Raw genomic sequence first — 13,461 nt, forward strand, 5'->3', positions numbered from 1 at the left:
GGCTCTGAGCCGGGCGTTGGTCGACGTTCTCGTGCGCGCGGGGGAGGCTGGTGTCGCTGCCCGCCGCAAGATCGCGGGATGGAACTTCGGGGCAAACATCAAGGGATTACGGACCGCCCTGGATGCGGTAATGCGTGATCGCAGGCGGCCATGAGAATCATTATGGTCGGCGAGACGCACCACGGCTCGCGCACCCCGCAGCGGGTCCAGGCCCTGCGTGATTTCGGCCACGAAGTAACGGCGATCAGCACAATGCCGCAAGGATGGAATGAACAAAGCAGACCGGGGCCGATCGACCGCATGCTCTATCGCTTACGCCTTCCTTGGGATTGGCCGGGTGCGGGGCGCGACATGGCTTGGTCGGCGCCGGCGCACGATCTGATTGTTCTCGACAATGCCCGCGCCATTCGACCCAGCGCACTGCGTGCGGCCCGGCAAGCCGCTCCGGACATCAAGATCCTCTGGTTCAGCGAAGACGACATGCTGAACCCCATCCACAGAAGTCGATGGACCGAACGATCCCTGGAACTATTCGACCTTTGCATCACGACCAAATCATTCAACGCTGAACCGGAGGAACTTCCAGCACTCGGCGCACGCCGGGTACTTTTCGTCAACAACACGTACTGCCCGCACGCGCATCGTCCGATCGCCATTTCGGACGAAGAAAGTATCCGATGGGGCGCGCTGGTCAGCTTCGTTGGCAGTTTCGAATCCCCGCGTGCAACCATGGTGCTGGAATTAGCGCGGGCGGGGATTCCCGTCCGAGTCTGGGGCAACGGCTGGTCGCGCATGCAAGACGCTCATCCGGCCCTGACCATCGAAAACCGCCCGGTTTACGGCGACGATTACCGTCGTGTGGTCGCAGCCAGCGCTATCAATCTTTGCTTTCTCCGGCACGCCAACCGTGACCGACAGACGTGCCGGTCGATCGAGATACCGGCCATGGGCGGATTCATGGCGCACGAATACAGCGCGGAAATGGCCGCATTAATTGTTCCCGGCCGCGAGGCCGTCTATTTTCGCGATGCTGGTGAATTGATAGCCCAGTGCCGGGCATGGCTTCAGGCGCCGGGGCGGGCAGCGATCGCCCTGGCCGGCCATCGTCGGGTGGCGGAGGGTGGATTTAGCCACAGCGCGCGCTGGCGGGAAATCTTGGATCAGGTGAAGAGAGCCCCGTGAAAATATTGATCAACGCCTTGTCGGCGAAGCTGGGCGGGATCGTCACCTATACTTCGAATCTCGCCCGGTCGCTCCATCGCCGGGGCATCGATTTTCGCATTGCCGTACCGGCGCGCCTGTCCGACTTGCCCAATGCCGTAAGCTTTTCGGCCAGCGATTACGGTCCGTTGCGCCGTTTCCTTTGGGAACAGACCGTATGGCGCCGCTACGTAAACCGCTGGAAGCCGGATATCCTGTTTTCATCGGCGAATTACGCCTTGTTGGCGAGTTCGATTGCGCAAGTATTGCTGGTGCGTGAAGGCGGACTTTTCGACCCGTTCTACGTCCGTATGATCGCGCCCGAACAAGGCGTCAAGGTCGCATTGTTGCGCCAATTGCGCCGCAAACTGATTGTCGCTTCCATGGCGATGAGCAACAAGACGGTGGTTCCTTCTCAATCTCTTCTGGGGTTGATCCGTCCACATGCACCTAGTGCGGCAAGTAGATGCGAAGCGATCCCCTACGGCACAATTCTTGGCAACTTCGCCGTTGGCGACCGGCGGCCGTGGCGGGGCGATGGGATTCTCAAAATCCTTTATGTTGGCGCTTATTATCCGCACAAGGCTCCCGCCGACCTGATTCTGGCGACGGAACGATTAAACGAAACGGGCATTCCCTGCCGGGTCCGGATGACCATGGACGAGGCGCAGATCGCAGCAACTCCCGGCTCAAGCTGGGATTTGTTCCATATCCGTCGCGGCGTCGCCAAGGGTTTGGTCGAACTGGGTTCCGTGCCTTACGCCGATCTTCCAGCCTTGTACGCGGCGCATGATGTGTTCGTCTTTCCGTCGGTCTCGGAAACCTTCGGCCATCCGATGGTCGAGGCGATGGCGGCGGGTATTCCGGTCGTCGCGGCGGAAACGACGATCAACAGGGAAATCCTGGGCGAATGCGCGCATTACTACACGCCGCTGCGTTTCAGCGAACTGGCTGAGGCGATTCGTCGACTCGACGCGGTGCCGGCGGAGCGGCAGCGCCTGGTCGTCGAGGGACGCAAGCGGGCCGAAACCCGATTCGACTGGGAGACCCATGTCGATCGATTGTTGCAGGTTTTCGAAGGGATCCTTCGGGCGCGTCGGACTTGATCGCCGCTAGAACAGAAAACACATACTTATGTCGGCCATTTGCCCGTAATCTTCCCATGGCCGCCGGAACCCAAGGAGGGAAGGACCGTGTGCGGGATCGCAGGCGTATTTTCGCGTGCCGGAGGCAAAGTCGATGGCGACGAACTGTTGACCGTGCGCGACGCCATGAGGGCGCGCGGTCCCGACGGCGAGGGCCTATGGCTCAGCGACGCCGGAGCCGTCGGCTTGGCGCACCGGCGGCTCGCCATCATCGACCTTTCCGAAGCCGGCGCCCAGCCCATGGCGCGCGGACGCCATATGATCGTGTTCAACGGCGAGATCTACAACTATCGCGCTCTGCGCGCGGAATTGGAGGCGCGCGGTCACGTTTTCCGCTCCCATTCCGATACCGAGGTAGTGCTGGCTCTTTACGCCGAGCAGGGGCCGGAGATGCTTTCGCGCCTGCGGGGTATGTATGCGATGGCGTTGTGGGACGGTGAGGCCCGGCGGCTTTTTCTGGCCCGCGACCCCTTCGGCATCAAGCCGCTTTATTGGTCCGATGACGGCCGCACGTTTCGCTTCGCTTCCCAGGTCAAGGCGCTGCGGAAAGCCGACGTCGATACCCGTCCCGAACCGGCCGGTCACACCGGGTTCTTTCTGTGGGGATCGATCCCCGAACCCTGGACGCTTTATCGTGGTATTCATGCATTGCCGTCCGGCCATTGGATGTACGTGGACACAACTGGCCCACGCGAGGCGATTTCCTTCGCGAACGTCACGGATTTGCTGTCGAACGCAGTCCGTGAGCCTGCCTGGATGGATCGCCGGGAAGCCCTTGGAATAATTTCCAGCGCCATTCGTGATTCGGTCGCGGCGCACCTGGAAGCGGACGTGCCAGTGGGCGTGTTTCTTTCCGCCGGGCTCGATTCCACGCTGCTGGCCGCCGAAGTCGCGGCCATGGGCCAACGACCTCAGACCGTCACCTTAGGCTTCGACGAATATGCCGGAATGGAGAATGACGAGGTACCACTCGCCGAAACCGTGGCCGACGCCATCAATGCCGATCACGTCACCCGGCGGGTGTCCCGAGAGGATTTCGAGTCTGCGCGCCAAGATCTGCTCGCGGCCATGGATCAGCCTTCAGTCGACGGCGTCAACACTTGGTTCGTGGCCCGGGCGGCGGCCTCCCGGGGACTCAAGGTCGCGCTCTCCGGATTAGGGGGCGATGAGCTGTTCGGATCTTATTCCACCTTCCGCGAAGTTCCATGGGTCGCGGGGCTGTTTCGCTATCCCGCTCAGATTCCGGGATTGGGTAAGCTCTTCCGACTAACGACCGCTCGGCTTGCTGCCCACCTCACTTCCCCCAAGTACGCAGGTTTGATCGAATATGGCGGCAGCTTGGGTGGGGCCTATCTGCTTCGTCGCGGACTGTATGCGCCCTGGGAATTGCCGCACGTGCTCGACTCCGACATGGCCCGCGAGGGCTGGAACAAGCTCGAGCCACGTGCGCGCCTGGAAGCGACGTCGGAAGGTATTTCCGAGGCCCGGCTTTCCATTTCGGCGCTGGAGATGTGCTGGTACATGCGCAATCAACTCCTACGCGATTCCGATTGGGCGGGCATGGCGCATTCCTTGGAAATCCGCGTTCCTTTGGTGGATTGGAGTTTGCTTGGGGCGGCGGCCCCCGTGATTGCGGCCCACCCGGACCTTACCAAACGCGAGGTTGTCGCCACGGCGGCCCCGATCTTGCCATCGGAGCTGTTCGCACGGCCTAAAAGCGGTTTTTCCGTCCCTGTGCAGGAATGGATCAAGAATCCTGCAATATCAGCGGAGCGGGGCATGCGCGGTTGGGCGCGACAGGTTCATGCCCATTTCACTGCCGGGCTAATATAGATTTTCCATACCCGATTTTCGCAACCGGTTCCGATTGCGGACCCGATTGCGCCGGGCACGGGCGATTGTTACTATCTTTAGTACAACCGGTACGTTGATCCGGCCCGCGACCATGACTTGGACAGGGAGAGGTTCTATGAACACCGCCTTTCGCGCCGCCCGTTTCGCCTTCGTCATCGTCGTCGCATGTATTGCGATGTCGCTCGGCGCCACCGCGCAAACCACCATCAAGCTCGGCCACGACCAGCCCGATCGCAGCACGCATCATCAGGCGGCGCTGAAATGGAAAGAGCTGGTCGAAGCCCGTACCCACGGCCAGGTGCGCATCCAGGTTTTTCCCGCCATGCAGCTCGGCAGCGGCACGCAAATGGTCGAACAGGTCCAGGCCGGCGCGGTCGAGGCCGCGGTGCTACCGACCGGCTGGATCGCCCCGGTTTCGCCGCCGGTGCAGGTGCTCGATCTCCCCTTCCTGTTTCCGAACCGCGAGGTTGCCTACAAGGTGATGGACGGCCCGGTCGGCCAGGAAATTTTGAAGCCGCTCAACAAGGTCAACATCCAGGGCGTCGCCTTCTGGGAAAGCGGCTTCAAGCAGTTTACCGGACACTTTCCGATCCGCGAGCCCAAGGATTACCAGGGCCACAAGATCCGGACCATGCCAGCCCCGGTGATCATGGAGCAATTCAAGGCCTTCGGCGCCACGCCGGTTGCCATCGACTTCAAGGAACTATACGGGGCGTTGCAGCAGAAGGTGGTCGACGGGCAGGAAAATCCGATCGCCACCATCGCGCTGATGCGCTTCTTCGAGGTGCAGAAGTACCTCACCCTCAGCGATCACGGCTTCATTGCCTACGCTTTCATCTTCAACAAGCCGTTTCTCGACAAGCTTCCGGCAGCACAACGCGAAATCCTGGTCAACGCGGTGCGCGAGGCCGGCAAGTTCCAGCGCGAGATCATCGCCGCCTCGGAGGCCGAGCACCTGAAGACGTTCCGTGCCGCCGGTCTCGAAATCAGTCAGCTTTCGCCCGAGCAGCGCCGGAAGTTCGAGGAAGCCTCTCGCCCGGTATACGACTGGTTTACCCAGCGTCAGGGCCCAGAAACATTGGAAATGGTCCGCAAGGCCGTCAGGGAAGCCTCCGGCAAATAACGGCACGTAATCTTTATCTTTCGCGGCCGTGGCTGTTTCGCGACCGTCGCCGATCGGGGCGGCCTTGGATCGTGCCGATCGGGTTCTGTGCGCCGCCGAAAATGGATTCATTGGCGGCGCGCTGGCATTCGCCAGCGGGCTTCTGTTCGTCAATGTCGTCCTCCGCTATATCTTCCGTGATCCGATTCCCTGGGCGGAAGAAGTCTCGATTTACCTGATCGTCTGGATTGTATTCGTCGGCGGCAGCGTCGCCGTGCGTACCCGCGGCCATATTGCCATCGACTTGTTGCCGCTGATGCTGTCGCCCGCCAACCGCCGGCGTCTGGCTATCGCCGTCGCCGTCGTTATGGCGGCGTTTTTCGCTGTGTTTTTCTATTATAGCGGTGCGCACACGCTCCGCATCCGCGCGGGTGGACAGGTGATGCCGGTGCTGCAGGCGCCGATGTGGTTGACCTATCTCGCCATGCCGGTCGGAAGCTTCCTTATGGGACTGCGCACTATTCAGTTATTGGCGCGATTGGTGGTTCGCCCGGTGGAAGATCAGCACCGGCTGGATTTGCAGGATTGATCGGGGGCGCGTGGGCATGAGCGCGCTGATCGTATTTCCGCTACTGGTGATCGGCCTGTTCGCCACGTTGCCGATGTTCGTAGTATTGACCGGGGCTAGCTTCCTCACTTTTTGGCTGGTGTCGCCGATACCGCTCTCGATTTTGCCGCAACGGGTATTTGCGGGGCTCGAAAGCTTTCCATTGATGGCGATCCCGTTTTTCATCTTTGCCGCCAACATCATGGGCCGTGGCGGGCTGTCGGCGAGGCTGGTGCACTTCATCCAAAGCCTGGTCGGACATTGGCCGGGTGGGCTCGGCATCACCGTGGTGATGACCTGTATGCTGTTTGGCGCCATCACCGGATCGAGCGCTTCGACCATCGTCGCGGTTGGCGGCATCCTCTATCCGGCCCTATTGCGCGCGGGCTATCCCGAGCATTTTGCGCTCGGCGTGGTCACGTCGTCGGCCTTGATCGGCATGATCATCCCGCCCAGCAACGCGATGATCGTCTATGGCGCGGTGGCGGGAGCCTCGGTCGGGGCGTTGTTCATGTCGGGTATCGGCGCCGGACTCGTCTTCAGCGTCGTCTATATGGCTTATTGTTCGATATGGGCCCGGATCAACGATATTCCGCGCACCCCGCGGGCAGATTGGCACGCGCGGATGGCGTCCGCGCGCCAAGTCACCTGGGGCTTGGGCATGCCGGTCATCATTCTGGGCGGCATTTACGGCGGCGTGTTCACGCCGACCGAGGCGGCGGCCGTTTCGGTGGTGTACGCGGCGTTCGTGTGCGTGGTGATTTACCGCGAACTCGATCTCAAGGGACTTTGGGAAGTTTGCCTAGAGTCGGCGTTGGCGAGCGCGCGCATCATGATCATGGTTGCGGCGGCGACGCTTTTTTCCTGGCTGCTGACCGTAACCGGCACGACCAACGCGATCGTCGGGCCAATTGCCGCCAGCCAGCCGTCATCCGATTTTGTGCTTCTCATCGCCAATGGACTCTTCCTGGGCATCGGCATGTTCATCGACGTATTTTCCAACATCTTGATCCTGGTACCGATGCTGTTGCCGATGGTCAATGCGGCGGGCATCGGGCTGGTCCATTTCGGCATCGTCACGTCCGTGAATGTCGACATCGGCAACATCACGCCGCCATTCGGATTGAACTTGTTCGTTGCGAGCGGCGCGTTCGATCGGCCCTACCTCGCAGTCGTCCGGGCGGTGCTGCCGTGGCTGGGTCTCGCTCTCTTCAGCCTGGCAATTATCACGTATATTCCCGAATTGAGCCTATGGTTGCCGCAGCGGCTGTACCCGGGAATTCGCTGACGTGAGCGCACTTCTCGCCAGCCTGCCCATGTATAATCTGCCCGAGATGCGGCCCCACAATGCCGCGTTTTGGGCGGCAGTCCGCGCCGAAATGGCGCACGCGGGCGAAAACGATCTTCCGATCGACCTCGACTTCGCGCGCCCGCCGGTGCCGTCCACGATCGAGCCCACGGTGACGTTCACCCAGGTCTGCGGTTATCCCTTGCAAACCATCTTCCGCGGTCAAGCAGTCCTGCTCGGGGCACCGGTCTATACGGCCGAATATTGCCACGGTGCTACTCACGTCGGGGTATTCCTGGTCCGCGATGATTCCCCCTATCGCCGGTTGGAAGACCTGCGCGGCTGCCGCTTCGTCTTCAATAGCATCCATTCCAATTCCGGTATGAACCTACCGCGCCGCGCGCTGGCCGATATCGCCGGTGGCAGGGCCTTGTTTGCGAGTGTCGCCGAAACCCATAGCCAACCCGGCAATATCGAGCGGGTGGCCAAGGGCGAAGCGGACGCTACCTGCGTGGATTGTGTCACCTTTGCTTTCTTCCGCCGCCATCGTCCGGAACTTGGCCGCCGCCTCCGAGTTCTGGATACAACGCCGCCCAGCCCGTCGATCCCGTTCGTCACGTCCTGCGCGACCCCGTCCAGGACCGTGGACAGGCTGCGGGCGGCGCTGCAACGTGTCGGCAAGTCGCCGGAATGGACGTCTGTGCGCGACGGTTTGATGCTCAAGGACATCGTTGCGCCCGATCCGGCCGCTTACGCCCGGCTGTTGGATTACGAATGCGAAGCCGCAGAGCGCGGTTATCCGGCGCTGCGCTGAAACAAAGGTCACTCGAGCCGCAGACGCGCGCGGCCGAGCGCATTGTTGGCCCGCACCAGTCGCTCAAGGCTCGTCAGGAAATTGCGCCGTTCGCGCGCGGGTAGGGCGGCGACCGTTCGACGGTGGCAGCGCTCGACCGCGTTTGCCATGCGCCGGGTGAGGTTACGGCCAAGAGCCGTCAGCGTGCAGCGCTTGATGCGCCGGTCGCCGGGGTCGGGATCGCGCTGAATGAGCCCGCGCGCCTCCAGACGCGACAGCACGCCGGTTGCGTTGGCGCGATCAATGCCGACTGCCATCGCAAGCGAGACTTGGTCGAGCGGGCCGTGCCGTTCGAGCGCGGTAAGCACGCTGTATTGTACCGGCGTCACCTTGAAGCGGCCGCATTCCTCGGTAAACAACGCTAGATGAATCTGGTGCAGTCGCCGGACCAGAAAGCCAGGCCGGTCGCCAAGACTCAAGTCGCCGCGGGATCTCATCGCATTGTGCTCCTAGTGCCTACCTTCGGCTTTTTTTCGCCCGTCGTCGAGTTCCGCGCTTGGCTCACCGCTTGCGTGCGAGCCCGATTTCCGGCATAATGTTAGTATACTAATTAAATCGGCTGTCGGCGGCGGAGGCTGCGGTGGGCGCATGGGCGGAAACGATTCTCGCCGACACGCGGGCGTGTACCGCCTGCCTTGCGTGCGAATTGGCGTGCGCCTTTCGCTGGTCGAAGAAGGCCGGCGCCGCGCAATCCTACGTCCGCGTCCGCCGCGACGAGGCGAGCGGCCTCGCCGATATCCGCGTGCTCGACGGATGCGACGTGTGCCGCAGCGTCGAGACACCGCTCTGCATCGCCGTCTGTGCGCCGCGCGCGCTGCGCCTCGGCCGCCGGCGCCGGACCGGGACGGAAGAGGCCGTGTCATGAATCGTGCGCCCGACCACGGCTGGGCGGGGCGGCTGCTCCGCGTCGACCTCGACTCCCTTTGCTGTCGCGTCGAGCCGATCGACCCGTGGCGCGAGTTTCTGGGTGGCCGCGGGATGTCCGATGCGATCGTGTTCGAAGAGTCGGACCCGCGCGTCGGACCGCTCGATCCCGGGAGCGTGGTTGCGCTCGGCGCCGGGCCGTTGGTCGGGACGCTGGCTCCGTCCGCCTCGCGAACCAACATTTCGGCGAAGAACGTGGCCACCGGCGGCATCGCCACCTCGAGCGTCGGCGGCCACTTTGGCTTGGAGTTGAAGCTGGCGGGGTTCGACCAGATCGTGGTGCGCGGCAAGGCCCGCCATCCGGTGTACCTGGCGATTCGCGACGGCGCCGCCGAACTGCGCGATGCGCGCGCGCTGTGGGGACGCGATACTTGGGATACCGAGGCCGAAATCCGTCGTACCCATGACGACGAGCGTATGCGGGTGGCGAGCATCGGGCCTGCGGGCGAAAACCGCTGCGCGCAAGCGTGCGTGATCGTCGACCGGGGCCGCGCCGCCGGCTGGGGCGCAGGGGCGATCTTCGGCGCCAAGAACCTGAAGGCTATTGCCGCGCGCGGGACGCAGCCGATCCGCCTCGCCGATCCGCGTGGCTTCTGGAACTACACCCAGGCGCTGCTGAAGAAAATTGAAAACTCGCGGGCAAGCGGCATTCTCAGGCGTAATGGCACGCACGGTGCCTACGGCGTGGGCGGGCCGGACGGCCGCGTCCCGCAAGGCGTGCGCAATCAACAAGACGAGTATTGGCCCGCCGACAAAGGGCAAAACCTGAAGGAGATCGTTTACCGCGAACGGTGGGAAATCGGTCGTACCGCCTGCACCGCCTGTCCAACCTCATGCACGCACATGTATCACCTGCCCGGCGGCCGGCACGGCCCGCTCACGGTCGAGGGTATGCACACCAATACGGTACGAGCGCTCGGCTCGAACCTCGATATCACCGACGCCGAGGCCGTACTCAAGGGGCAGGCGCTGATCAATCAGCTTGGCCTCAACGTTGACGCGGTCGGGTCGGCGCTAGCGTGGGCTTTCGAGGCCTGGGAACGTGGACTTCTCGGCAAAGCGGAGAGCGATGGGTTGGAATTGGTCTGGGGTAACGCCGACGCCATGCTCGCGCTCTTGCCGCGTATCGCCCGACGGCAGGGCTTCGGCGACCTTCTCGCGGATGGCGTTGCCGAAGCCGCGCGCAAGCTCGGGCGCGGTAGCGAGGCGTTCGCGATGCACGCCAAGGGCCAGGGCTTGAACGAGCAGACGGTGCGCTCGCACAAGGGCTGGGCGCTCGGCATCTTCACCTCGACGCGCGGCGGCGGGCACCTGAACGGTGCGGCGCTGGTCGAGCGGCTCGGCATGGACCCGGAGAAAGCGAAGGCGGTTTTCGGCACCGCGGCGGCGGCGCGGCCGGAAGCGTACGAAGGGAAGGGCGCGGTCGCGGCTTGGTTTGAAAGTTTCAAGGCCGTCGTCGATTCAGTCGGGCTTTGTTACTACACAACCTACTGGATCGATCTCGAGTTGATCGGTCTGGAGCAGATCGCGGTCTTGCTGGAAAAGGCGGCGGGTTTCAAGACCGATCCCGCTGCACTCGCCCGTACCGGGCGGCGCATCCAGAATCTGGAGAAGGCCTTTAATACGTTGCATGCTGGATTTACGCGCGCGCATGACATGCCGCCGGCGCGATTTTTCGAAACGTCGATTTCAGGCGGACCTTACGCCGGCGCGAAGCTGGACGCGCAGGGTTATGCGCGCATGCTCGACGATTACTACGCCGCCCACGATTGGGATTGCGCGACCGGTTGGCAGACGGCGCGGTGCCTCGATGAACTCGATCTTGGCGCGGCAAAGTCCAAACTTGCCGCGGCCGGACGCCTGGCTTAACATTCGTGCGCCAGCCGAATTTCCAAATATGGGGAAAGCCGTGAGCTTGGCCGACGACATGAAGGCGCGCATCGCGCGCTACGCTGATCGCCGCGAGGATTGGGCCGTGTTCGGGTTCGAGACCCAGCTCGATCCGAAGTATGCGCGTAGTCAGCGCCGTTATGTCGGCGCCTCGGGCTCGATCGATCATCAGGAGATCAACGCCGTCGACCCGGTTGCTTTCACCATGTCGATTCAGACCATGCCGCCCGGCAATAAGATTCCGGTGCATTGCCATGAAACCGAAGAGACGTTCTTCATCCTGGACGGCGAATGCACGGTCAATATCTTCCGCGACGGCGAGACATGCACGGTGAAGCTCGGCCGCTGGGACCTGATCTCGGTGCCGGCGTTCGTTCATCACGACATCCACAATTTCGGTCCGGGACCGTGCGCGATCCAGACGTTGCTGTCGAAGCCCAAGCCCGACCGTCCGCATTACCAGGATGAACGCCTGCTGGAGTTGCAGGCGAGCACCTACACCAAGTAATTGGTGTCACAGGGGCAGCCCTATCCGCGGCACAACCAACGATGGGCAAGCGGGAACAAACGATCGATAGCATCGACAACTTCGTCGGCGACGCCATCGTTGCCGTTTTCGGCGTTCCTGTGGTCAAACCCGACGACGCGGCCCGTGCCGTCGCCTGCGCGGTCGAAATGCACAATGCCATGGCGTCGGTCAACGCCGCGAACGGGAACAAGGATTTGCCGCCGCTGGACATGGGCATCGGCTTGAATACCGGCGACGCGGTCGCCGGCAACATAGGCTCCGATTTGCGGGTCAAGTACAGCGTGATCGGCAGTTCGGTCAATATCGCGGCCAGGCTCGAATCGCTCGCCAGCGGTGGCCAAATCTTCGCCTCAGACGCGACCTTCGCCGAGGCTCGCGATATCGTCCGCATCGCCGGACACCTGAACGTCAAGGTGAAGGGGGTCAGCGGCACCATACCGGTATATGAAATCTCCGGCATCAACGGGCCGTTCAACGTTCATCGCATCGGCTGAGTTTCCATGGGTACATTGCTCGCTCCGTCCGCCATCATTGGTATCGTCGGCGCGGGCACCATGGGCGCAGGCATCGCGGAAGTCGCGACGCAGGCCGGACATTCGGTACGATTGTTCGATGCCGTGCCCGGCGCGGCGGACAAGGCGAGGACGCGGATCGCCGGCTCGTTTGCCGCGCGAGCGGCCAAGGGTCGGATCGCGGGTTCCGAGGCGGAAGCTGCCGCCCGGCGCGTGACCGTTGCCGCCACGCTCGGCGACCTCGCGTCCGCCGCTCTCGTGATCGAAGCCGTGACCGAAAAAATGGCGGCGAAAAGCGAACTATTGGGGGCCTTGGAAACGGTCGTCGGCGAGGACGCGCTACTCGCCACCAATACCTCGTCGCTTTCGGTGTCTGCGTTAGCGCGGGCGCTCAAGCGGCCGGAACGGTTCGCGGGCCTGCATTTCTTTAATCCGGCGCCGGTGATGACGTTGGTCGAAGTCGTGCGTGGACGCGAAACGGCCGCGGCGGTCATCGATCTTCTGTGCATGTTGATGCGCGCCTGGGGTAAGACACCGGTAGTAGTGCGCGACGCGCCCGGGTTCATCGTCAATCGCGTGGCTCGCCCGTTCTATCTCGAAGCCCTGAGCCTGCTGGAACGCCACGGCGCCGATCCCGCCACTGTCGACGCGGTCGTGCGCGACTCGGGGGGCTTTCGCATGGGTCCGTTCGAGTTGATGGACCTGATCGGGCACGACGTGAACGCCGCCGTCACCCAAGCGGTCTTCGAGGCGTTCGATCGCGATCCGCGCTTCGCGCCGTCGCGCGCGCAAGCCGAACTCGTGGCCGCCGGCCGGCTCGGGAAAAAATCTGGGCAGGGCATTTACGATTATCGCGCCGGCGCGGCGCGCTTGCCGCCCCAGGAGTTACCGCCGGGACCCAAACCCACGCGCGTGACGATGGAAGGCGACCTCGGCCCTGCGGAAGGCTTGGCCCAAGCGATCATGGCAAGCGAGATTCCCTGCGTGCGAGGGTCGGGTAAAGGGTGCGTGGTGATTGACGGCGCGACCCTGATGCTGACCGATGGCCGCGCGGCCGAACGGTGCGTGGCGGAGGGGGCGCCGTCCAACTTGGTGTTGTTCGATCTCGCGCTGGATTACCGTCGCGCGCGCCGGATCGGGCTTGCGGCCGGGGTATCCACGCATCCGTCCGCTCTTGCCGCCGCGGCCGGATTGATCCAATCGCTAGGTAAGGCGGCCTCGCCCTTGCCGGACGCGCCGGCGCTGGTGATGTTGCGTTTAGTCGTCCGGCTTGCCAACGAAGCTGCCTGGGCGGTTGCAGATGGAGTTGCCAACGAGGAGACGGTCGATACCGCCATGTGCCTCGGCGCGAACTATCCTTTGGGCCCGTTGGCCTGGGCGAACACAATCGGTCCCGAGCGGATTCGGTCGGCGCTGACCGCACTGGCCAAGGCCGAGGGCGAATCCCGTTATCGCGTCGCGGTGCGTTCTAATGTGACGCCTATCTAATGTGCCCCGCGTTCACGCGGGCGTGATGATCGGAGGGCTCTGGTGCCGATCAACGGGCCATGCTTCACT

At 63.0% G+C, this 13,461-nt stretch carries 12 protein-coding genes; 11 read left to right on the forward strand and 1 reads right to left on the reverse strand.

Annotation, left to right across the window (positions count from 1 at the left end):
- Nucleotides 1–150 precede the first annotated feature (150 nt).
- The 7 genes from FJ311_02290 to FJ311_02320 all read left to right on the forward strand — a co-directional run bounded on the left by FJ311_02290 (nt 151) and on the right by FJ311_02320 (nt 8,010).
- Nucleotides 151–1,182: a glycosyltransferase gene (locus tag FJ311_02290; GenBank protein ID MBM3950260.1), complete on the forward strand. Its 1,032-nt coding sequence runs from the start codon at nt 151–153 to the stop codon at nt 1,180–1,182.
- Between the two features lie 5 nt (nt 1,183–1,187).
- Nucleotides 1,188–2,306 (forward strand): glycosyltransferase family 4 protein, encoded by a 1,119-nt coding sequence (locus FJ311_02295; GenBank protein MBM3950261.1) that lies wholly within the window; start codon nt 1,188–1,190, stop codon nt 2,304–2,306.
- Nucleotides 2,307–2,393: 87 nt separating this feature from the next.
- On the forward strand, nt 2,394–4,178 hold the full coding sequence (asnB, locus tag FJ311_02300) for an asparagine synthase (glutamine-hydrolyzing) (GenBank protein MBM3950262.1): 1,785 nt from the start codon (nt 2,394–2,396) through the stop codon (nt 4,176–4,178).
- Nucleotides 4,179–4,374: 196 nt separating this feature from the next.
- Nucleotides 4,375–5,322 carry a TRAP transporter substrate-binding protein gene (locus FJ311_02305; GenBank protein ID MBM3950263.1) on the forward strand — a complete coding sequence of 316 codons (948 nt, stop codon included), beginning with the start codon at nt 4,375–4,377 and terminating at the stop codon, nt 5,320–5,322.
- 28 nt (nt 5,323–5,350) lie between these two features.
- Complete coding sequence (locus FJ311_02310; GenBank protein ID MBM3950264.1) at nt 5,351–5,890, forward strand: TRAP transporter small permease; 540 nt, start codon at nt 5,351–5,353, stop codon at nt 5,888–5,890.
- 16 nt (nt 5,891–5,906) lie between these two features.
- Complete coding sequence (locus FJ311_02315; GenBank protein ID MBM3950265.1) at nt 5,907–7,196, forward strand: TRAP transporter large permease; 1,290 nt, start codon at nt 5,907–5,909, stop codon at nt 7,194–7,196.
- A 1-nt stretch (nt 7,197) separates the two neighbouring features.
- Complete coding sequence (locus FJ311_02320) at nt 7,198–8,010, forward strand: phosphate ABC transporter substrate-binding protein (protein ID MBM3950266.1); 813 nt, start codon at nt 7,198–7,200, stop codon at nt 8,008–8,010.
- 8 nt (nt 8,011–8,018) lie between these two features.
- On the opposite strand, the gene FJ311_02325 is transcribed toward FJ311_02320, so the two are convergent.
- Complete coding sequence (locus FJ311_02325) at nt 8,019–8,486, reverse strand: MarR family transcriptional regulator (GenBank protein ID MBM3950267.1); 468 nt, start codon at nt 8,484–8,486, stop codon at nt 8,019–8,021.
- Between the two features lie 151 nt (nt 8,487–8,637).
- Here FJ311_02325 and FJ311_02330 point away from each other — a divergent pair, with 151 nt between their 5' ends.
- The 4 genes from FJ311_02330 to FJ311_02345 are packed head-to-tail and all read left to right on the forward strand — an operon-like array spanning nt 8,638 to nt 13,392.
- On the forward strand, nt 8,638–10,842 hold the full coding sequence (locus FJ311_02330) for a hypothetical protein (GenBank protein MBM3950268.1): 2,205 nt from the start codon (nt 8,638–8,640) through the stop codon (nt 10,840–10,842).
- Nucleotides 10,706–11,371, forward strand: a complete 666-nt coding sequence (locus FJ311_02335) for a cupin domain-containing protein (protein MBM3950269.1) — start codon at nt 10,706–10,708, stop codon at nt 11,369–11,371. Before FJ311_02330 ends, FJ311_02335 begins: the two co-directional genes overlap by 137 nt.
- Before the next feature lie 41 nt (nt 11,372–11,412).
- Complete coding sequence (locus FJ311_02340) at nt 11,413–11,886, forward strand: adenylate/guanylate cyclase domain-containing protein (protein MBM3950270.1); 474 nt, start codon at nt 11,413–11,415, stop codon at nt 11,884–11,886.
- Nucleotides 11,887–11,892: 6 nt separating this feature from the next.
- On the forward strand, nt 11,893–13,392 hold the full coding sequence (locus FJ311_02345) for a 3-hydroxyacyl-CoA dehydrogenase (protein MBM3950271.1): 1,500 nt from the start codon (nt 11,893–11,895) through the stop codon (nt 13,390–13,392).
- Nucleotides 13,393–13,461: the final 69 nt, after the last annotated feature.

Source organism: Rhodospirillales bacterium (assembly GCA_016872535.1).
Lineage (GTDB): Bacteria > Pseudomonadota > Alphaproteobacteria > Rhodospirillales > 2-12-FULL-67-15 > 2-12-FULL-67-15.

Excerpts from the sequence above, each read along its gene's own strand:
- FJ311_02315 (MBM3950265.1), top strand. The coding sequence starts at position 5,907 with ATGAGCGCGCTGATCGTATTTCCGCTACTGGTGATCGGCCTGTTCGCC.
- FJ311_02345 (MBM3950271.1), top strand. The coding sequence starts at position 11,893 with ATGGGTACATTGCTCGCTCCGTCCGCCATCATTGGTATCGTCGGCGCG.
- FJ311_02335 (MBM3950269.1), top strand. The coding sequence starts at position 10,706 with ATGCGCGCATGCTCGACGATTACTACGCCGCCCACGATTGGGATTGCG.
- FJ311_02325 (MBM3950267.1), bottom strand. The coding sequence starts at position 8,486 with ATGAGATCCCGCGGCGACTTGAGTCTTGGCGACCGGCCTGGCTTTCTG.
- FJ311_02330 (MBM3950268.1), top strand. The coding sequence starts at position 8,638 with ATGGGCGGAAACGATTCTCGCCGACACGCGGGCGTGTACCGCCTGCCT.
- FJ311_02340 (MBM3950270.1), top strand. The coding sequence starts at position 11,413 with ATGGGCAAGCGGGAACAAACGATCGATAGCATCGACAACTTCGTCGGC.
- FJ311_02305 (MBM3950263.1), top strand. The coding sequence starts at position 4,375 with ATGTCGCTCGGCGCCACCGCGCAAACCACCATCAAGCTCGGCCACGAC.
- FJ311_02290 (MBM3950260.1), top strand. The coding sequence starts at position 151 with ATGAGAATCATTATGGTCGGCGAGACGCACCACGGCTCGCGCACCCCG.